This window comes from Mesorhizobium sp. WSM4832, assembly GCF_055811115.1.
In genome coordinates this window covers 49,072-68,217 of sequence record NZ_JBVVQH010000031.1, presented here as the reverse complement: position 1 = coordinate 68,217, position 19,146 = coordinate 49,072, and the positions used below count along the sequence as shown (strand labels likewise).

Sequence of the window (19,146 nt, the reverse complement as noted above, 5' to 3'; positions counted from 1 at the left end):
GAAGGCGCCGGCGGCGCTGGCCAGTGCGTTATGGAAGTCGACTTCATCAACGCTCAAAGACAACTGTTCCAGCAAAGTTTCGAAGACGAGCTGCATTTTCTCCTGCGGCCGTTTTTCAAGTAAACTGGGACTTTCTGCTTTTTGGCAGCTATGGCCTTGCATCGCGATCAGAAGGACGCGGGATAGTGGCCGCAGCAGACTGCGGAGGGAAACAGGTTTCCGTCAAATCCCGCGCGAATTGACGTGACTGACGGGATAGTAACTAGCCCGTGGAGATGTATCTCGCGACGCGCGATAAGCCGTATGAGATGAAGTTTCGCTGCACAAATCCGACTGCTCTCAGATCTCCAGCACGCAACGCGCGACAGAGTTCATCAACTTCCTCCTTTAAGAACCTGACTTCATCCTCCCACATTCTATCCACTAAGCTGTACCAGACACGTGAGGCCTGAAAGTACAGCCGATCATGGCTCTCCCTCATCGCGGAATTGCTGATAAGCCCATTGACCGCGAAATGCAGCTCGTGGTTGATCTGCCAGAATTGCTCAAAATCCTTTGACTGAAGAAGGGCTTCTACCCGCGGGACAAGCGCCTCGACCTCCTCAAGTGTTTTGGGGGTTCGGTCCGGTCTGCTGAAATCGCCGATCATTTCACTCAGTCTTAGACGGAAAGCGTAGACATCTTTGAATTCCTTGAAATCCACTCCGGTGACTGTCGTGCCGACGCCGTTCTTGGTTTCAACAAGACCTTCGTAGTCAAGACGCTGCAACGCCTGCCGGACCGGTGTACGACTGACATTGAACTCCGCAGCCAATTCTGTCTCGACGAGCAGTTCTCCGGGCCGATATTGTAACAGGCAGATCCGGTCTCGAAGGACACGATGGATCTCGATTGACTGGCCCCGAGGAGGCGCAACTCTCGGCGCCTCTCGCTTAAATGCTGTCGCGACTTTAGACATCAGTTCTCTTTGAAAAGTCGGCCATATTTGTCGCTCCGGTCCTTCACCCCCGCCAACCGCAAGCAATCCCACACCATCGCCTGGTTGCTGGTGATCACAGGCTTACCCGATTCTGCTTCAAGTGCCTGGATAATGTCCACCGAGCGAAGGGCGCCGCAACTGATAAAAATGGCATCGGAATCTGCTCGATCGACCTGCTTCGCGAATTCATAGATGTAGTCAGGGGTCACCCGCACCATGTCTTCATCATTTTCAATGTTCAAACCCTGGATATTCAGGATCTCAAATCCCCGTTCTTCCATATAAATCCGCTCGATCTCGTTAACCGGATCGACATAAGGAGTCGCGACTGTGATCTTCCTCGCATTCACGGCCTTCAGGGCGCGCATGACGCCGGAGATTATAGACGTCGGTTTGGCGCCGGGTGCACCGCGCGTGAGTTCGGCGAACACCTTGTCTTCGCCGATCACGACGCTTCCGGAAGTGCATGCGTAGCAAATGACGTCGAGTTGAACCTCCGGAACGATCAGAGCAGCAGCGTCACCGATTCCCGAAGCCATGGCGGACAAAGTTTCGACGTCCACCCTATTTGCCATCGGGGCTCTCTGGAAATGAACGCCGACCCCGTGCGGAGCCAGGTTGAACATGTCCTCTTCAATGGTCTGCTCCATAGCCAGAAGAACGAATCCTAGCTTGGCCTTGTGATGGCGCCCCTCATCGAACCGGATGCCTCCGCAGCCCAGTGAATATTCCACAGTTCCAGTCTGTCGCATTTGCCGTCCGCTCCTATAGCCGGTCGTTACCTGTACACAGCTAACGCGAATTTGCAAGATAGCCGTCGAAAAACCGCTGCGGCGGCGTAGTTGACAGGTATTTGATGGCCGCTTAACATTGTTGTAATCCAACCTGCATACAGCTTGAGAGATCCGAGACTATGAGACCTGGCCAGGAACGTACCGAGAAACTGAAGAAGGCGCTCCAGGCGGGGGGCTTCGAAAGCGCCATTCTGACCAACCCGGATTCCATCGCCTACTTCGGCGAGTACCTGGACTACCTCGGCATAGACTTCGGTCGTCCTACCCTGATGACGGTTCCTGTCGACGGTGAGCCGTCCATTATCACTCCCCTGATGGAATCGGAGATGTGCGGACGGATGAGCTGGGTGACTGACATTCGCCCATGGAGCGACGGCATCAAGGACGAGTGGCGCAGCGTCCTCAAGTCGGCGGTCGAAGGAAAGGCGCGCCGAGTTGCAATTGAGAAGCGATCGGTCCCGGCGCTCGTGGCCAATGATCTGCTCCCTATGCTTCATGGAGCCGAAGTAGGCGATGCCGGGCCTGTCATCTCGGAGATCCGGATGATCAAATCGGCGGATGAGATCGGAACCATGCGCAAGGCGGGCGAAGTCGCCGTCGCGATGGTGAAAGGCGCGCGCGAAGTCATCGCCGAGGGCTTGCCGGAGTACGAGGTCGCGCTGGCGGTTATCGCAGCGGGCACCAGGAAGGCAGCGTCATTCCTCGACGAGAAGACGGATCGCTTCGTCTCTCCCACCATCTACAATCTTCAGATCATGCAGTCGGGCACCGATGTGTGCCTGGTGCACCGCCGTTCTTCTGTTCGGACCATCCGGAAGGGAGACCCGATCTATCTCTGCTTCTGCGGGATCGCCAACTTCCGCAACTATAAGCTCGGCTTCGACCGTGAATTTTTCGTCGGCGGGGCGACGGACGAGCAGGCACGCGTCTACGAGACCGCCGTGGCCGCTCAGCAGGCGGCGCTCGCGGCAATCAAGCCGGGGATCGCATGCGAGGAAATAAACGCCGCTGCAGAAGCAGTCTATACGGAAGCAGGCTTCGCGGCTGGATATCGTACTGGTCGTTCGGTCGGTCAGTCATTCCTGGAATCCCCAGAACTGAAGCGCGGAGAGAAGCGTCTGCTCGAAGCCGGCATGACCTTCGCGGTCGACGGAGGGATTACGATCGAAGGTAGCTTCGGCGGGCGTGTCGGTGACTCGATCGTGGTGACCGATACCGGATTTGAGTACCTGACGAACTATCCGCGCGAACTCGTAGTCGTTTGAGGCAGGTCAATGAATCGACCCACCTTTGCTACATTGAAAGCGATGAACGCCGAATTCTTCGGCAGCCGCTGGGACGAGAAGGATCTGGAGCAGCTCGTCGCGCCGACATTCGGCGTCGTCTCTAGCTTCGAAAAGGTCATTTCTGACCTCCATCGTATCGTAAGTAAAGATTTGGGCCAGGTGGGCCCCGATGACTACTGCTCGGGGCTCACCAATGACTGACAGGAGATCCGTTAAACAGATCGCAACAGAAATTCGAGGCGGTCGCTCGGTTGTCGAAATCGTCGAGGAGAGCTTGGCGGCAGCGGAACGACTGAATCCCGAGCACTTCAGCTTCATAACGATCATGCGGGATCAAGCACTCTTGCGGGCGGCAAGAACCGACGCTCGGAGAAGAGACGGCCATGATGGGGTGCTGCTCGAGGGTGTGCCTTTCGCGGCAAAGGACATGTTCGAGACCGCCGGCGTTCTCACAACGGGTGGAAGTCCGGTGCTCAAGGACAATGTGCCTGACACATCGGCTTTGGTCATCACGCGGCTGGAGCAGGCTGGCGCAGTACTGATCGGCAAGGCAAACCAGCACGAGTTCGCGTATGGCGCGACGGGGGAGAACGGCTGGAGTGGTACGACCCGCAATCCATTCGACACCACCCGGCTGGCCGGAGGATCCAGCGGAGGGTCGGCGGCCGCGGTTGCGGCGGGAATCGTGCCCTACGCCCTGGGAACGGACACTGGCGGCTCGGTCCGTGTTCCAGCCGCACTTTGTGGAGTAGTTGGTTTCAAACCCAGCTTCGGGCGCATGAGCCTTCAAGGCGTCATTCCGTACTGCTGGTCTCTCGATCATGCCGGGATCTTTGCCAACAACGTGGAAGACGTGGCCCTCGTTCTCGATCAGACGACAGCTATTGGTCAGGCAGCGGTACCCAGGAACCTGAAGGTCGGGACCGTAAGGGGGTGGGCCGAAAGAAGTGACGCGCCCGTCCGTCATGCGTTTCTCATGGCCAAATCTGTCCTCGAGCAAATGGGGGCCTCGTTCACGGAAATCGAGCTCCCGGACCAAGCGGAAGCAAGAACAGTTTCGCTGACGATACAGTTGGCGGAGACGTTGGCCTATCATGGCCCCAATCTCGCGCATGCGCGCTCATCGTTCGGGGAAGACATGCTGAGCGGGATGGCGCTCGGACAGTTCCTTTCGGCAGAGAGCTACATCCAGTGCAAGCGCATGCTTGAGGTTTATGATCGGGCGTTCTCAGAGACGATGAACACCGTGGACGTTCTCCTGACGCCCAGTTGCCCGATCACGGCCCCAAAAGTTGGTGCGGTGCGTGTCGACGTGGGAGGTGACAGTCTGCCCGTAGGAAACGCGCTGACCCTGTTCACATCGTTCTTCAACCTCGTGGGGGCACCAGCTATCGCGCTCCCCGTCCACGAGGAGAGATCCTACCTTCCTGTATCAGCTCAGCTAGTCGGCCGACGCAATCGCGACTCCGAGCTTCTGGCGGTAGCGCAGGCTTTTGAGGAAACTCTTCGAGGAACAAACAAGATCGCGGCCTAGCCGCTTTTAAATTCAATCGACCAAGCCGGCGTGAAGATCGGTCAATTCAGAGGAGGAACAAGAATGAACAAGGTTCTATATCTAGTGGCTGCGATTACTAGCATCCCCACCGTTTCGTCCACAAGCTTCGCCGCGGACCAACTGGTTGTCGCGTCGTTCGGAGGTGCCTACACGGCCAGTCAGTCAAAGGCCTTTATCGAACCCTACACGGCCGAGAAAGGCGCCAAGGTACTCACCGCTGATTATAACGGCGGTCTCGCAGAACTTAGATCCCAGGTTCAATCCGGCAACGGCGCTTGGGATGTGATCGACCTTGAACTTCAGGATGCGCTCAGAGCTTGCGATGACGGGCTCATCGAAAAGATCGACGCCTCCCAGCTCGCTCCGGCGGCCGATGGAACTGCCGCCAAGGACGACTTCCTGCCAGGCACCCTGATGGATTGCGGCGTCGGAACCATCATGTGGTCGAATATCGTCGCCTACGACAAGGCCAAGTTCCCGAACGGCGGACCCAAGACTATTGCCGATTTCTTCGACCTTACGAAGTTTCCGGGCAAGCGCGGGCTGAGCAACAAGCCAAACGTCAATCTCGAGTGGGCGCTCATGGCCGATGGCGTGCCGAACGACAAGGTTTACGAAACGCTCGCGACCAAGGAAGGTCTCGACAGGGCGTTTGCCAAGCTCGACTCCATCAAAAAGGACGTAGTGTTCTGGGGCGCGCACGCTCAGGCGCCGCAGCTTCTCGCAGACGGCGAAGTCGTCATGACGGCAGCCGCGAATGGCCGTATCTACGACGCGATCTCGAAAGAGAACAAACCCTTCGAGATCGTTTGGGATGGACAGATCTGGAACCTTGACGTCTGGGCGATCTCGAAGGCCAGCAAGAACAAGGACGCGGCTCTGGACTTTGTGAAGTTCTCGACGACAGGCCAGCGCCTTGCCGACGTGACGAAGTATATCAGTTACGGTCCGGTCAGAAAATCCTCGCAGTCTTTGATCCCGGAGACGATCCGGACCAGCCTGCCGACATACGAAGCCAATTTCAAGACGTCTCTTGCGAACGATCTCGAGTTCTGGGCAGATCATCAGGACGAGATCAACCAGCGCTGGGCGACCTGGATGGCGAAGTAATTCGTTCACGAATTGCTTGCCCGCTGAGATGGTCGGGGCGTTGCTCCGGCCATCGGATCTGATGCGGTGGATGCGCCAGTACCACGAGCCAGAACGAGAGATCATGAATAGCGACGCCAGAGCGTTCGTGAATTTCCACGAAGTGCAAAAGAGCTACGACGGGTCTTCGCTTGTCGTGCAGTCCCTTTCCCTTGCTATAGCAAAGGGAGAATTTCTCACGATGCTGGGCCCGTCCGGGTCGGGCAAGACAACGTCGCTGATGATGCTTGCAGGTTTCGAGCGGCCCACCGGCGGCAAGATCACCGTAGCAGGCCGCGATCTAACGAACGTTCCTCCTCACCGGAGGGATATCGGCATGGTCTTTCAAAACTATGCTTTGTTTCCTCACATGACCATTGAGGAGAACGTGGCGTTTCCCCTCGTGGCGCGCAAGATGCCGAAGCCGGAGATTGCATCGCGCGTAAGCGCCGCGCTGGAACGGATCCGCATGGGCGCATTGGCGCGCCGTCGCCCCGCTCAGCTTTCAGGTGGACAGCAGCAGCGAGTGGCGCTGGCCCGTGCTCTGGTGTTCGAACCGTCGCTTGTGCTGATGGATGAACCCTTAGGCGCGCTCGACAAGCAGCTTCGCGAACACATACAGATGGAGATCAAGCACCTGCACGAGGAACTCGGCCTTACCGTGGTGTATGTCACGCATGATCAGGACGAAGCCTTGGCGATGTCCGACCGCGTGGCGGTATTCAACAGCGGCATTATTGAACAGGTCGGTCCTGCCCGCGCGATTTATGAATCGCCTGAAACGGCATTCGTCTCGTCATTCGTGGGCGAAAATAACCACTTGAGCGGCGTGATCTCTTCGGCTGCTCGCAACGAGTGCCTCGTGACCGTCGGAAAAGTCGACATGCAATGCGTCGCGGTCGGATCCTTGAAGCGGGGTGATGGCGCGGTGGTCTCGCTTCGTCCGGAGCGCGTGTCGTTGGCACATGATGGTGCGGATTTCGCCAACACCGCCCAAGCCGTCGCAAAGGAAGTGGTCTACTTCGGAGATCATCTGCGCCTGTCGTGTCAGCTCGAGGACGGGCAGACCGTGACCATGAAACAGCTGAACAGGGGCGAGCTGGCACAAATCTCCGTCGGTCAGGCCGTGCTCCTCGGTTGGCAAGCCACCGACGCGCGCGCCTTTTCATCCGATGGAGTGCCTGGCCATGGCTGATGGGGCTGCGGCTGTCGTTGCGACACCTAAAGAACTCGCTCGGCAGGTCGCGCGGTCTCGACGGAGCGAAACGCGGAAGGGCCTTCTCCTTCTGGCGCCTGCGTTGCTGTTCCTGTTCTTCACCTTCCTCCTTCCGCTCGGCTACATTCTCCGCTTGAGCGTTTACGACCCGACCATTCACGATGGACTGCCGCAGACCGTAGAGGCACTTCAGAATTGGAGTGGAAGCGGTGCCCCCGACGAGCAGACGTTTCAGGCGCTCGCACAGGACCTTATCGAGGCTCGACAGGTTGACATCGTTGGCTCGATCGCAAATCGACTGAACGTCGAGGCCGCTGGGCTTCGTAGTGCTCTCACAAGAACGGCGCGGCGCCTCGGGCAGAACCCTCCCACCGATCATTATTCGGAATGGTTCTTTCGAGCGGATCCTGTGTGGGGTGAACAATCGACCTGGCAGGCCATCAATCGGTTGCGTAGCTCAGTGAGCGCCAACTATTACCTGGCAGCGGTGGATCTCCGCCGGAGCGCCTCAGGCGCCGTCGAACGCGTCCCTGAAGAGAACCGCATCCACACGACGCTCTTCGCGAGAACCTTTTTCGTTGCGTTTTCAGTGACAGCACTCTGCATCTTTCTTGGCTATCCCGTGGCCTATTTGATCGCGACGTCGTCGAACCTTCTCGGCTCGATTATGATCGTCTTCGTCCTTTTGCCATTCTGGACGTCCCTGCTTGTTCGTACCACCGGCTGGATCGTGCTTCTGCAATCTCAGGGCGTTCTAAACGACCTGCTCGTCTACCTCGGGATCATCTCGGACGAGAACAGGGTGAGAATGATCTACAACCTTGCCGGCACCCTGATCGCCATGACGCACATTCTTCTGCCCTTCTTCATCCTCCCGCTTTACAGCGTGATGGTTTCGATACCTCCGATGTACATGCGTGCTGCCCAATCGCTGGGTGCGCATCGGTTCTACGCCTTCAGGAAGGTCTACTTTCCAAACACACTGCGGGGCATTGGATCGGGAGCTCTTCTCGTCTTTATCCTTGCCGTAGGATACTACATCACGCCCGCTCTTGTCGGCGGACAATCCGGTCAGATGATCTCCAACATCATCGCGTTCCATGTCCAGTCGTCGCTCAACTGGGGTCTAGCCGCGGCCCTGGGTATGATACTCTTATCTGTCGTCCTGATCCTCTACGCCGTCTATCACAGATATTTCGGCGCCAACCGGCTGGTGAACTGAGGAACGCGATATGAACAGCTACACCGTCGAGATAGTTTGGTCGGTTCTCTTCCGCGTCATTTGCTGGGCGATCGTGATCTTTCTCATTGCGCCGATAATCATCATCGTGCCGCTCTCCTTCAATGCGGAGCCCTACTTCACATTCACCAAGGGTATGCTGCACTTTCAGCCGGAGGCGTTCTCGAGCCGATGGTACGAAGCATTCATTTCAGATGCAGGTTGGAGAGTCGCCGTCCGCAACAGCTTCTTCGTCGGGATTCTTTCGACGCTTGTGGCGACCGCGCTTGGTACCCTTGCTGCTTTGGGCCTCAATAAGCGCCTCCCCATGCGAAGCCTGATCGTGAGCCTTCTCTTGGCCCCAATGATCGTCCCGATTGTGGTGTTGGCTACCGGAACATATTTCGTCTTTGCCAAGGTAGGTCTCGTTGACAGCTTTCTCGGGCTGGTGCTCGCTCATTCTACCTTGGGACTGCCTTTCGTCGTAGTAACCGCACTGGCCAGCCTTTCGAACTTCGATCAGGGGTTGGTGCGGGCGGGTCTCATTTCCGGCGCGCATCCGACGATGGTCTTTCGTCGCGTCACGCTGCCACTTATCGCGCCTGGCGTCCTTTCCGGCGCCGCACTGGCCTTCGTGACGTCGTTCGACGAAGCTGTAATCACTCTCTTTTTGTCCCCAAGTCCGGCCTACTACACGGTTCCCCGCAAAATGTGGTCCGGACTGCGTGAACAGATCAGTCCTACCATTCTGGCCGTCGCCACCACCTGGATCGTTCTCTCTTTGGTGCTGATGATCCTGATGGGAGTGCTGCGGCGCCAGTCCGCCCAGCGGTCGGCAAAACCAGTCAACTAACTAAGCAAACGGAGCTCCAGCCTGCTTCGTAACTCATAACGAATACGTGGGAAAGACGACCCGCTGACCATCCCTGTCGGCAACGATCTCCGTCGAACGGCTTGGGGCGACGCAGGTTCCAAGTTGACAGGTTGGTGCACTCCACGACGTGCCCCCGAAGGAGCTGGCAAGATCCGCCATTCCGGGCGACCTATTGCAGAACGAAAATGCTCTTAGCCAACCGGCTCGTGCAGGGGTCGAGTGCCCCGCGTTCAAGGAGATCGAATAACAAAGCTCCTTGCCGAGGAAGCCTCTGCCATCGTCGTTTCGGTCTAACCAGGTGATCTTCGGTCGGTCGACATCGCGATCGAAGGAAGCTCTCGATTTCCGTCATGACGACGCTTTCCCCGCAAATTGGAACGGAGTGCATCGTCCGATCCCTGCCGAATGCTGCGGCAGAATTCAGGCAGTCCTACACACCACGGGTCGCGTCGCCGAACCTAACGGATAAGGATCGCGTCGTCGCAGAGCGCATTATTCCGCTTGGGGCGAAGCTGACGAGTTACGTTCGGCACTCGACGTGGCTTATTTCACTGGATTAACAGTTTCAGGCCTGCATTTCCCGCTCTGCTCGCCCGGGGCAATGGCGCGAGATGCTGTGGCGAGGGTAATTGATCCGGGTCGTTGCGTGCAGGCCGTCATGCCCGTGCTGAAAGGTGCTGAAGGCGCTCTTTCAACCCAGTTGCGATGGACCTGAGGATTGGTCAAAGGATTCGGTAGCGCTGGAGCGATGATCGCCGGCAACTTTGAGACTACGGTCAGCAATGGCCTTGAGGCGGCGCTTGCCCGACCATACTTGCTCGGACCTGATGAAAGCAGAGCCGACTGATCATCGCTTGCTTTCCCTTATTCTGTCCCGAAGCCGGCCCGGGGTGATGGCGAAGCGTGCAGTGAACACTTTGGAAAAATGACCCGCACTAGAAAATCCGGTGGCGAACGCGATCTCGGAGACCGACAGCGGGCTCTGCTCCAAAAGACGGCGTGCGTGATCCAAGCGGACGTTTCGATACGCTTCAAGAAATCCGATTTCCAAGTGGTCTGCGAACAATCTGTTTAGGTGGCGAACGCTGACGCCAGCGACCTTCGCCATAGCGTCGCGGGATAATGGCTGTTCGATGGCCGCCTCCATCTTTTCCAGGCTTGTCAGCAGCGCCGGATGATGGGTGCCGAAGCGCTCCGCCGCCGAGCTGCGCTGCGGCGCGGTGGGCTCACTGACCGCCGTGTGGAGATACCAGTCGCTAACGCGGCGAGCGAAATGCGAGCCCATCCGCTCGGAAATCATCGCATGCATCATGTCGAGCGGCGCTATACCACCCCCGCAGGTGATCCGGTCGCCGTCTATGACATAGCGCGCCTGCCGGGGCGACAGACGTGGAAAGGCTTCCTTCAGAAGCCCGGCATGTTCCCAGTGAACGGTAAAGTCGCGATTGTCCAGGAGGCCTGCTGCAGCCAGAAGGTAGGCACCCGACGATATGCCGCCGATCCTGATTCCTTGCCGCGAGAGCTTGCGCAGCGTGCCATAAAGCCCGTCCCGATCCATCCAATCGCGGCGGCTGCCGCCGGCACAGACGAAGAGCGTATGGCAAGCGCTGCCTTGGAGCAGCAGGTCGCCGCATTCGACATTGAGGCCCGACGAGCTTCGCACCGGGTCGCCAGAGGAAGAAAGCGGCACCGCATCATAGAGCGGTACGCCGGCGATTAGGTTCGCAGCGCGCAAGGGCTCGCTGGCGGACGCATAGGACATCAGCGCGAAATTTGGCACGAGCAGAAAGCCAATGCGGTGGAGGGCCTTTGTTTCAATCGACACCATGGCCCAATTTTACTTCACGACGTCCTATCTGTGCAATTCAGATCGTGAAACTCGGCCTAGGCTATCAGGCATCACCTCCAGCGGGCATTGGCATTACATGCGATATTCGGCTCTATCTCTATTTCTCAACGGGCTTTGCGGCAACAAGGCTTGGGTGCGGGCCTGGCGCCAGCCGGAGCCGAAGTCCCGCTACGACGTGATCATCGTCGGTGGCGGTGGCCACGGCCTGGCGACCGCCTATTATCTCGCCAAGAAATTCGGGATCACCAATGTCGCCGTGCTGGAAAAAGGCCATATCGGCAACGGTAACGTCGGCCGCAACACTACGATTATCCGTTCGAACTACCTGCTGCCGGGCAATAATCCCTTCTACGAACTGTCGATGAAGCTCTGGGAAGGCCTGGAGCAGGACTTCAATTTCAATGCCATGGTCTCCCAGCGCGGCGTACTGAATCTCTACCATTCCGATGCGCAGCGCGACGCCTATACGCGACGCGGCAACGCCATGCTGCTGCATGGCGTCGATGCCGAGCTGCTCGACCGCGAGGCGGTGCGCGCCAAACTGCCCTTCCTCGATTTTGACAATGCCCGCTTTCCCATCCAGGGCGGCCTTCTTCAGCGGCGTGGCGGCACGGTGCGGCATGATGCAGTGGCCTGGGGCTATGCCCGGGGCGCCGACAGCCGCGGCGTCGACATCATCCAACATTGCGAGGTGACCGGCATCCGCCGGGAAAACGGCAAGGTCGTCGGCGTCGAGACAACCCGCGGTTTTATCGGCTGCGGCAGACTGGGGCTCACAGCCGCCGGCAATTCTTCACGCGTTGCCGAAATGGCCGACATCAAGCTGCCGATCGAGAGCCATGTGCTCCAGGCGTTCGTGTCGGAAGGCCTGAAGCCCTTCATCGACTGCGTGGTCACCTTCGGTGCGGGCCACTTCTACGTCTCGCAATCCGACAAGGGCGGCCTGGTCTTCGGTGGCGATATCGACGGCTATAATTCCTACGCCCAACGCGGCAATCTCGCCACCGTCGAGCATGTCGCCGAGGCGGGCAAGGCGATGATCCCAGGCATTTCCCGTGTGCGCGTGCTGCGCTCCTGGGGCGGCGTCATGGACATGTCGATGGACGGCTCGCCGATCATCGACCGTACCCATATCGACAATCTCTACCTCAATGCCGGCTGGTGTTATGGTGGCTTCAAAGCGACGCCGGCATCGGGCTTCTGCTTCTCGCATCTGCTCGCACGGGGCACGCCGCACGAGCTCGCCCGCGCCTTCCGGCTTGACCGTTTCGTGCGCGGCTATCTGATCGACGAAAAGGGTCAGGGCGCCCAGCCCAACCTTCACTGACCCTCAAGGTATTGCACGATGGCAAGTCTCATCCCCTGCCCCCACTGCGGCTCCCGGCCGAAGGAAGAATTCACCGTGAAGGGCGCGGCGCTCGCCCGGCCCGCGCCCGACGCCGGCAAGGAAGCCTGGGTGGACTACGTCTATCTGCGCGACAACTCGCGTGGTGCCTATGAGGAATACTGGCACCATACCTCTGGCTGCCGCCGCTGGCTGGTGGTGACCCGCGATACCGCCACCCACGAGATAGAAGCGAGCCGCTATGCGGCGCTCGCGCAAGGATAGGCGCCCATGACATCGTACCGTTTGCAGAATGGCGGCATTATCGACCGCCAGGCGAGGCTGTCTTTTTCCTTTGATGGTAAAAGAATGCTCGGCTTTGCCGGCGACAGCCTCGCCTCGGCGCTGCTCGCCAACGGACAGCTTCTGGTCGGTCGCAGCTTCAAGTATCACCGTCCGCGCGGTATCCTGACCGCCGGTGCCGCCGAGCCGAATGCGCTGGTGACCATCGGTCGGGGCGGCCGCACCGAGCCGAATACTCGCGCCACCATGCAGGAACTATTTCAGGGGCTGGAAGCGAAGAGCCAGAACCGGTGGCCGTCACTTCATTTCGACATCGGCTCCCTGAACAGCCTGCTATCGGCCTTCCTCGGCGCCGGCTTCTACTACAAGACATTCATGTGGCCGACCCAATTCTGGGAAAAGGTCTACGAGCCCTTCATCCGCAAGGCCGCCGGTCTCGGCAAGGCAAGCTATGAAGCGGATCCGGATACCTATGAGAAATGCTGGGCGCATTGCGACCTTCTGATCATCGGCGCCGGCCCTGCCGGCCTTGCCGCTGCGCTGACTGCGGGACGATCCGGCGCGCGGGTGATCCTGGCCGACGAGCATTCGATGCTCGGCGGTTCGCTCCTGTCGGAAACAGCCAGGATCGGCGACGCGACCGCGGTGGAATTCGTCCGTCAAACGACGGCCGAGCTGGAATCGCTCCCGAACATACGCATCCTCGACCGCACCACTGTGTTCGGCTGGTATGACGGCAACGTGTTCGGCGCGGTCGAGCGAGTGCAGAAGCACGTCGCTTTGCCGCAGGCGAAAGTCCCGGTCGAGCGGCTGTGGCGCATCGCCGCGAAACAGGCGCTTCTGGCGACCGGTGCCGAGGGACGCCCGTTGGTCTTCGGCGGCAACGACATTCCGGGCGTGATGATGGCAGGCGCGATGCGCACCTATCTTAACCGCTATGGCGTTGTGCCCGGCCGTGAGGTGGCGATCTTTACCACGAACGACAGCGGCTATGCGCTCGCTCTTGATCTCGAAGCGCGGGGCATCGTGCCTGTGGCGATCATCGACAGTCGCGCAGAAGGCTGTGCGGCCTATGCAGGCAGGGGACGGGTCCTGAAGGGTGCGCTAGTATCGGATGCCAAGGGCGGCAAGGCCCTCTCGGCCATCGAAATTTTGAAGGGCAGCTCCAAGGAAACCCTGAAAGTGGATGCGCTCGCGGTGGCCGGCGGCTTCAGCCCCGTCATTCATCTTGCCTGCCATCGTGGCGGCAAGCCCGTTTGGTCCGACGAGCAGGCTGCATTTCTTGCGCCGGAGAGGTTGAACGGTTTGCAGCTGGCAGGCGCGGCCTTAGGCGCGGCGGGCATTGCCGCTTCGCTGGCAAAAGGCGCCGCCAAAGCCTCAGTTATGGTCTCAGACATGGGCTTCTCGGCGACGCCGGCCGATTTCCGTACGGTTGAAGGCGATATGGCGGCGCAGACGCGTCCGACCAAGGCGCTGTGGACTATTCCGGGCGTCAAGCGCAAGGCTTTTGTCGACTTCCAGAACGACGTACATCGCAAGGATCTCGGCCTCGCCGTGCAGGAAGGCTATGGCGACGTGGAGCTGGCCAAGCGGTACACGACGTTGGGCATGGCGACCGATCAGGGCAAGCTCTCCAACGTCAACGCCATCGGTCTGCTCGCCGAAGCGCGCGGCATCTCGCCTGCGGATGTCGGCACGACGACCTTCCGTCCTTTCTATACGCCGGTCTCCTTCGGAGCGCTCACCGGCGCCTATCACGGTTTCCACTTTCAGCCGGTGCGCAAGTCGCCGCTGCATGACTGGGCCAAGAAAAACGGCGCGGTCTTTGTCGAGACCGGCCTCTGGTATCGTTCCTCGTGGTTCCGACGTAACGGCGAGACAACCTGGCGCGAAAGTGTCGACCGCGAAGTCAAAAACGCCCGCATCAATGCCGGCCTTTGCGATGTGTCCATGCTTGGCAAGATCGAGGTCTGCGGCAAAGATGCCGCCGAATTCCTCAACCGCGTCTATTCAAACGTCTTTTTGAAACTGCCGGTCGGCAAGGCGCGCTATGGCCTGATGTTGCGTGAAGACGGCATGATCTATGACGACGGCACGACCAGCCGCCTGTCCGACCATCATTTTTTCATGACCACCACTACGGCTTATGCTGCAGGCGTCATGAATCACCTCGAATTCTGCTCGCAGGCATTGTGGCCGGAACTCGACGTACGGCTTGCGTCGGCAACTGACCAGTGGGCGCAGATGGCGATCGCCGGGCCGAAATCCCGAACGATCCTACAGAAGATCGTCGATGAGGATATTTCGAACGCGGCCTTCCCGTTCCTCGCCGCCAAGGAAGTGTCCCTGTTTGGCGGTCAGCTCCATGGCCGCCTGTTCCGGATCTCCTTCTCCGGCGAGCTGGCTTATGAAGTGGCGGTTCCAGCCGGCTATGGCGAAGGCGTCGCCGACGCACTGATGGAGGCGGGCCGCGAGCACGGCATCCAGCCTTATGGCGTCGAAGCGCTCGGCGTAATGCGAATCGAGAAGGGCCACGTCACCCATAACGAAATCAACGGGACCGTGGTGCCGGGCGATCTCGGCTTCGGCAAGATGGTGTCCGCCGCCAAGGAGGATTTCATTGGCAAGGCCATGGTGGGCCGCGAAGGTCTTGTTGCGCTTGACCGGCCGCAGCTCGTCGGTGTCATGCCGCTCGATTCTAACAACTCCTTCCGCAACGGCTCGCATATCCTCGCAAAGGATGCGGCCCCCATACTCGAAAATGACCAGGGCTATGTCACCTCTTCAGCCTACTCGCCGCATGTTGGCTCCACGATCGGTCTGGCGCTCGTTAAGCGCGGTTCCGAACGGCATGGCGAGGACGTGATAATCTGGAATGGCCTGCGCAATGAGTTCACACGCGGCCGCCTCTGCCATCCGGTTTTCGTCGATCCAGAAAATGAGAAGCTTCATGTCTGAATTCCGCATCACCCTACGGCCCGCTCTGGCCACCATGCGTCCGATTGTTTCCGACCGGATCGCCCTCGAAGCCCTCGCCGAAGGCCATGTCATACATGTTCTCGGCAAGCCGGGCGACGAGGGTCTTGCTGCACGTCTTGGGCCGCTCTCCGACGGTTCAGAGCAGGCGGTTCGCGCCGCCGGCCCCGGCCAGTGGTTTCTCGTCGGCAACGGCATGAAATCACATGCGGAGCTTTCGGCGCTATTCGAAGCGCTAAAGCCGGACGCCTTTGGCGTCGACCAAAGCCAGGGCCGCGTTCGAATGCTGGCGAAAGGCCCCATGGTCGAGCGGGTGCTGGCTAAGGGCACCGCGGTCGATCTGTCGCTTGCCGCGTTCCCGGTCGGTCACTCGACGACCACGCTGATCGGCCACATCGCGGCGCACCTGACCCGCGTGGGCGACGACGCTTTCGAAATTATGGTTCTGCGCAGCTTTGCCGAAAGCCTGTGGGATGATCTTGCCCTCATGTGCGCTGAGTACGTCTGAAAACGGAAAGCTTCCATGACAATCATTATCGTAAGCGTCATCAGCTCCCCACGTGACCTCGGAGTGTCGGATATTCTTGTCGGCGTTGAGGCGAGAGTATTGCGATGTCGGATGCGGTCAGGCTTGGTGTCAGGCTTGAAGCCTTCAGCGGCTATCGGAGCATCGAGCTGATTTCTGGCCACCGGCAGCATCGCGCGTGATCGGACGATGAGAAGGTGCGGATTGTCGCGGAAGCGCGGAAACGGGCGCGACATCTCGGAGGTGATCATAGTGGCGTCAGCCGAGTCCTGTCGACGGTTTGCGCCGCGTCGCTGGCCTTGTCCGCGCGAGGGAATGCCTGCCAAGTTTCATCCCGGTCGAGGTCGAGGCAACGCCGCGCGAGCCGACGGCGCCTGCGGGATTGACGTCGACCTGTCGGGCGGAACGTGTTGCGTTTCGCGGCGGCATCGCCCCGCGCATTGGCCGCGGTCCTGCCGCACCGCGAAATGTGGAGCAGCAAGACAGTCGTTGCAGTTATCCGGACGGAACGTGGACCTGGAGCGTTTGGCGCATCATTGGTTTATCTCCTGAGCGGCCGGATTGCAAGGTTTGTTTTGGTCGGGTGACCTCATGCCCTGGACGACAGGCCGGGCTCCGAAAGCTTCGAGCCGCTTTTATGGCCCACCTTCTCACAAAGAAGCGAACCTTGTTTCCGACAATCCGTAAAGGCAACGGATGACTACTTATGTCCTCACAGCAACATGTGAATCAATGCCAATAATAATAGCTGCCGTATCCGGTTTTCTTTGCGAAATGGGGTTGCAATATCGTCGATAGCTCGCGACCCGACGATCTTAGCACTGGCCGCTTCTTAATGCGCGTCTCATTCATATCCGAGGGCGGGCAACGAGCCGAAGCACTCGCCGAGTAGCTAAGACCAATTGGCGAAAAATTGCAAATGGAAGCAGAGCTTCACATGCAAACGCAAAGGATGAAGGTGCTATTGATGGTCTCGCGCTTTGGCCATTGCCTCAACGACCTTCTGGATCGTTGGCGGATCGGGGCTCTGCCGATCGACATCGTCGGCGTCGTCTCAAACGATTTCGACTACCAAAAGGTCGTGGTGAACCATGACATTCCCTTTCACCACATTAAGGTGACGAAGGAAAACAAGCCGCAGGCCGAAGCCCAGATCCTACAGTTGGTTGAAAGCTCAGGCACCGAACTGATCGTGCTTGGTCGCTACATGCAGGTGCTGTCGGATGCCATGTGCCACAAGATGTCGGGCAAGATCATCAACATCCATCACTCTTTCCTACCGAGCTTCAAGGGCGCCAATCCCTACAAGCAGGCTTATGAGCGCGGCGTCAAGCTGATCGGGGCTACGGCGAATCATGTCACAGCCGATCTCGATGAGGGCCCGATTATCGAACAGGACGCGGTGCGCGTTACCCACGCCCAAAGCGCCGAAGACTATGTCTCGATAGGCCGGGACGTTGAAAGTCAAACCTTGCACGGGCAGTCCACGCCCATATCCATCACCGCGTCTTCTTGAACGGCAGCCGCCTGTCGTCTTCCCGCGAGCCCGGGAAGTTACGCCTCCGAACGCATCATGATCAATTAACGAAGGCCGCGGCTGCGGCGCTTGAGAGCAGAATGGCGTGAAGACCGTCACATCGTCGACGACGACCCGGCGAGCCGCACTTATATCTTTCGGGAGCCGCAAAGGGCAAGGAGCGGCTTAAGCTCGGTGCAGCACACCCTCGCCGCCGAGACCAGCCAGGAAGATCTCGCAAGTTTGGTGACCGTAGCCTCCGGCGAAGCGATCGCCGGATAGCTACGAAGAAGCTGAATGCCGATAAGACCATTCACGCCCTGCTACCCTAGGGCAGTTGCCGTTGCCTAGATTGCGTGATGGACAGGCGAAGACCCCCTGTTCAAGGGCTACTCAAAGAGGGCAAAAACCCGGAGGAATGATAGTGTCCTGAAGGTTCTGCAAAGCTCTGAAGAAAGAGAAGCGCCCGGTCGGCTGAGTGGGCGGCCATGGCACGCTGGTGACGTTGCGATTCACCGATCCCGTGGAAAGGGTGCCATGACCAAGCAAGAAGTTAAGCTCAACGGGCCAGAGTTGAAAGCGCTGCTGCTGTCGGACGCGGACGGCTTTCGACGGGTTTTGCAAAGTGTGGTGCAGGAGGTTCTGGAAGCCGAGATGACGGAGGCGCTGGGAGCTGAGAAGGGCGAGCGGACCGCGGAGCGGGTCGGCTACCGGTCCGGCTACTACGAACGCCGGCTTGTGACGCGGGTTGGCGTGCTGGAACTGCGGGTTCCGCAGGATCGGACGGGCCGGTTCTCGACGGAGCTGTTTGAGCGCTATCAGCGCTCGGAGAAGGCATTGGTATCGGCGCTGGTCGAGATGTATGTGCAAGGGGTGTCGACGCGCAAGGTGAAGGCGATCACCGAGGAACTGTGCGGTCACGCCTTCTCGGCCGCGACGGTGAGCGCGGCGACGGTGCGGCTGGATGAAGCGCTGAAGGCGTTCTTTGAGCAGCCGCTCAAGGAGAGCTATCCGTATCTCATTTTGGACGCGCGCTACGAGCGGGCTCGCGAGGCCGGCGTGATCGCCAGCCAGGCGGTTCTGGTGGCGATCGGGGTGGACTGGGAGGGCCGGCGCCAAGGTCTGGGCGTGGAGCTGGCCAACCGGGAAAGCCATTCGAGCTGGCGCGAATTCGTGGCCGGCTCAAGCAGCGCGGGCTCGCCGGCGTCGAGTTCGTCGTCTCCGACGATCATCCGGGGCTCAGGGCAGCGATCCAGGAAGTGCTGCCCGAGGCCGTCTGGCAGCGCTGCTATGTGCATTTCCTCAGGAACGCGCTCGATTATGTGCCGCGCAAGGTCGACGACGATTGCCTGATGGAACTCAGATGGTTTTACGACCGGCGCGACCTTGCCGAGGTCAAGCGCGATCTGGCGCAATGGATCGCCAAATGGCAGGCCAAGTACCCAAGGCTGGTGAGCTGGGTGGAGGACAACATCGAGGAGACGCTGAGCTTCTATCGGCTGCCGCTTGCCCACCACAAGCACATGAAGTCGACGGATGACATCGACAAGCCTGATTTCGGCTTTTTGGCTTTTTCGACTCCTGTTCGTTTCTTTGTTCGG

At 59.2% G+C, this 19,146-nt stretch carries 14 protein-coding genes and 3 pseudogenes; 13 read left to right on the top strand and 4 right to left on the bottom strand.

Features of this window, described 5'->3' with window-relative positions; all coding sequences use genetic code 11:
• The 3 genes and pseudogenes from AC0L2L_RS31385 to AC0L2L_RS31375 all read right to left on the bottom strand — a co-directional run.
• Nucleotides 1-96, bottom strand: a pseudogene (locus tag AC0L2L_RS31385) (LuxR family transcriptional regulator); the annotation flags it as partial.
• 166 nt (nt 97-262) lie between these two features.
• Nucleotides 263-958, bottom strand: a complete 696-nt coding sequence (locus AC0L2L_RS31380; RefSeq protein WP_473583701.1) for a GntR family transcriptional regulator — start codon at nt 956-958, stop codon at nt 263-265.
• Nucleotides 958-1,731, bottom strand: a complete 774-nt coding sequence (locus AC0L2L_RS31375; RefSeq protein ID WP_473583700.1) for a maleate cis-trans isomerase family protein — start codon at nt 1,729-1,731, stop codon at nt 958-960. Before AC0L2L_RS31375 ends, AC0L2L_RS31380 begins: the two co-directional genes overlap by 1 nt.
• A gap of 161 nt (nt 1,732-1,892) precedes the next feature.
• Here AC0L2L_RS31375 and AC0L2L_RS31370 point away from each other — a divergent pair, with 161 nt between their 5' ends.
• The 7 genes from AC0L2L_RS31370 (at nt 1,893) to AC0L2L_RS31340 (ending at nt 9,030) form a co-directional block, all read left to right on the top strand.
• Nucleotides 1,893-3,038, top strand: a complete 1,146-nt coding sequence (locus tag AC0L2L_RS31370) for a M24 family metallopeptidase (protein WP_473583699.1) — start codon at nt 1,893-1,895, stop codon at nt 3,036-3,038.
• 9 nt (nt 3,039-3,047) lie between these two features.
• Nucleotides 3,048-3,260, top strand: a complete 213-nt coding sequence (locus tag AC0L2L_RS31365; protein WP_473583698.1) for a hypothetical protein — start codon at nt 3,048-3,050, stop codon at nt 3,258-3,260.
• Complete coding sequence (locus tag AC0L2L_RS31360) at nt 3,253-4,593, top strand: amidase (RefSeq protein WP_473583697.1); 1,341 nt, start codon at nt 3,253-3,255, stop codon at nt 4,591-4,593. The genes AC0L2L_RS31365 and AC0L2L_RS31360 overlap by 8 nt, the downstream gene beginning before the upstream one ends.
• A gap of 63 nt (nt 4,594-4,656) precedes the next feature.
• Entirely contained in the window at nt 4,657-5,724 is a 1,068-nt protein-coding gene (locus AC0L2L_RS31355; RefSeq protein WP_473583696.1) for an ABC transporter substrate-binding protein, read from the top strand.
• Between the two features lie 103 nt (nt 5,725-5,827).
• Entirely contained in the window at nt 5,828-6,937 is a 1,110-nt protein-coding gene (locus tag AC0L2L_RS31350; RefSeq protein ID WP_473583695.1) for an ABC transporter ATP-binding protein, read from the top strand.
• Nucleotides 6,930-8,180: an ABC transporter permease gene (locus AC0L2L_RS31345; RefSeq protein ID WP_473583694.1), complete on the top strand. Its 1,251-nt coding sequence runs from the start codon at nt 6,930-6,932 to the stop codon at nt 8,178-8,180. The genes AC0L2L_RS31350 and AC0L2L_RS31345 overlap by 8 nt, the downstream gene beginning before the upstream one ends.
• A 10-nt stretch (nt 8,181-8,190) precedes the next feature.
• Nucleotides 8,191-9,030, top strand: coding sequence for an ABC transporter permease (locus AC0L2L_RS31340; protein WP_473583693.1), 840 nt, complete (start codon nt 8,191-8,193; stop codon nt 9,028-9,030).
• An 868-nt stretch (nt 9,031-9,898) separates the two neighbouring features.
• Here AC0L2L_RS31340 and AC0L2L_RS31335 read toward each other — a convergent pair.
• Complete coding sequence (locus AC0L2L_RS31335; RefSeq protein ID WP_473583692.1) at nt 9,899-10,879, bottom strand: GlxA family transcriptional regulator; 981 nt, start codon at nt 10,877-10,879, stop codon at nt 9,899-9,901.
• A 97-nt stretch (nt 10,880-10,976) separates the two neighbouring features.
• On the opposite strand from AC0L2L_RS31335, the gene AC0L2L_RS31330 reads away from it, so the two are divergent.
• From AC0L2L_RS31330 to AC0L2L_RS31305, 6 genes and pseudogenes are all read left to right on the top strand, one after another.
• On the top strand, nt 10,977-12,227 hold the full coding sequence (locus tag AC0L2L_RS31330; RefSeq protein WP_473583691.1) for a sarcosine oxidase subunit beta family protein: 1,251 nt from the start codon (nt 10,977-10,979) through the stop codon (nt 12,225-12,227).
• An 18-nt stretch (nt 12,228-12,245) separates the two neighbouring features.
• Nucleotides 12,246-12,509, top strand: coding sequence for a sarcosine oxidase subunit delta (locus AC0L2L_RS31325; RefSeq protein WP_473583690.1), 264 nt, complete (start codon nt 12,246-12,248; stop codon nt 12,507-12,509).
• Between the two features lie 6 nt (nt 12,510-12,515).
• Nucleotides 12,516-15,485, top strand: coding sequence for a sarcosine oxidase subunit alpha family protein (locus AC0L2L_RS31320; protein ID WP_473583689.1), 2,970 nt, complete (start codon nt 12,516-12,518; stop codon nt 15,483-15,485).
• Nucleotides 15,478-16,011, top strand: coding sequence for a sarcosine oxidase subunit gamma family protein (locus AC0L2L_RS31315; protein WP_473583688.1), 534 nt, complete (start codon nt 15,478-15,480; stop codon nt 16,009-16,011). Before AC0L2L_RS31320 ends, AC0L2L_RS31315 begins: the two co-directional genes overlap by 8 nt.
• Nucleotides 16,012-16,725: 714 nt before the next feature.
• Nucleotides 16,726-17,614 (top strand): annotated as a pseudogene (gene purU / locus AC0L2L_RS31310) (formyltetrahydrofolate deformylase).
• 468 nt (nt 17,615-18,082) lie between these two features.
• Nucleotides 18,083-19,095, top strand: a pseudogene (locus AC0L2L_RS31305) (IS256 family transposase); the annotation flags it as partial.
• Nucleotides 19,096-19,146: the final 51 nt, after the last annotated feature.

Coding starts and splice junctions, on each gene's coding strand:
- AC0L2L_RS31355 (WP_473583696.1), top strand. CDS start 4,657: ATGAACAAGGTTCTATATCTAGTGGCTGCGATTACTAGCATCCCCACC.
- AC0L2L_RS31320 (WP_473583689.1), top strand. CDS start 12,516: ATGACATCGTACCGTTTGCAGAATGGCGGCATTATCGACCGCCAGGCG.
- AC0L2L_RS31325 (WP_473583690.1), top strand. CDS start 12,246: ATGGCAAGTCTCATCCCCTGCCCCCACTGCGGCTCCCGGCCGAAGGAA.
- AC0L2L_RS31370 (WP_473583699.1), top strand. CDS start 1,893: ATGAGACCTGGCCAGGAACGTACCGAGAAACTGAAGAAGGCGCTCCAG.
- AC0L2L_RS31380 (WP_473583701.1), bottom strand. CDS start 958: ATGTCTAAAGTCGCGACAGCATTTAAGCGAGAGGCGCCGAGAGTTGCG.
- AC0L2L_RS31335 (WP_473583692.1), bottom strand. CDS start 10,879: ATGGTGTCGATTGAAACAAAGGCCCTCCACCGCATTGGCTTTCTGCTC.
- AC0L2L_RS31365 (WP_473583698.1), top strand. CDS start 3,048: ATGAATCGACCCACCTTTGCTACATTGAAAGCGATGAACGCCGAATTC.
- AC0L2L_RS31350 (WP_473583695.1), top strand. CDS start 5,828: ATGAATAGCGACGCCAGAGCGTTCGTGAATTTCCACGAAGTGCAAAAG.
- AC0L2L_RS31345 (WP_473583694.1), top strand. CDS start 6,930: ATGGCTGATGGGGCTGCGGCTGTCGTTGCGACACCTAAAGAACTCGCT.
- AC0L2L_RS31315 (WP_473583688.1), top strand. CDS start 15,478: ATGTCTGAATTCCGCATCACCCTACGGCCCGCTCTGGCCACCATGCGT.
- AC0L2L_RS31330 (WP_473583691.1), top strand. CDS start 10,977: ATGCGATATTCGGCTCTATCTCTATTTCTCAACGGGCTTTGCGGCAAC.
- AC0L2L_RS31375 (WP_473583700.1), bottom strand. CDS start 1,731: ATGCGACAGACTGGAACTGTGGAATATTCACTGGGCTGCGGAGGCATC.
- AC0L2L_RS31340 (WP_473583693.1), top strand. CDS start 8,191: ATGAACAGCTACACCGTCGAGATAGTTTGGTCGGTTCTCTTCCGCGTC.
- AC0L2L_RS31360 (WP_473583697.1), top strand. CDS start 3,253: ATGACTGACAGGAGATCCGTTAAACAGATCGCAACAGAAATTCGAGGC.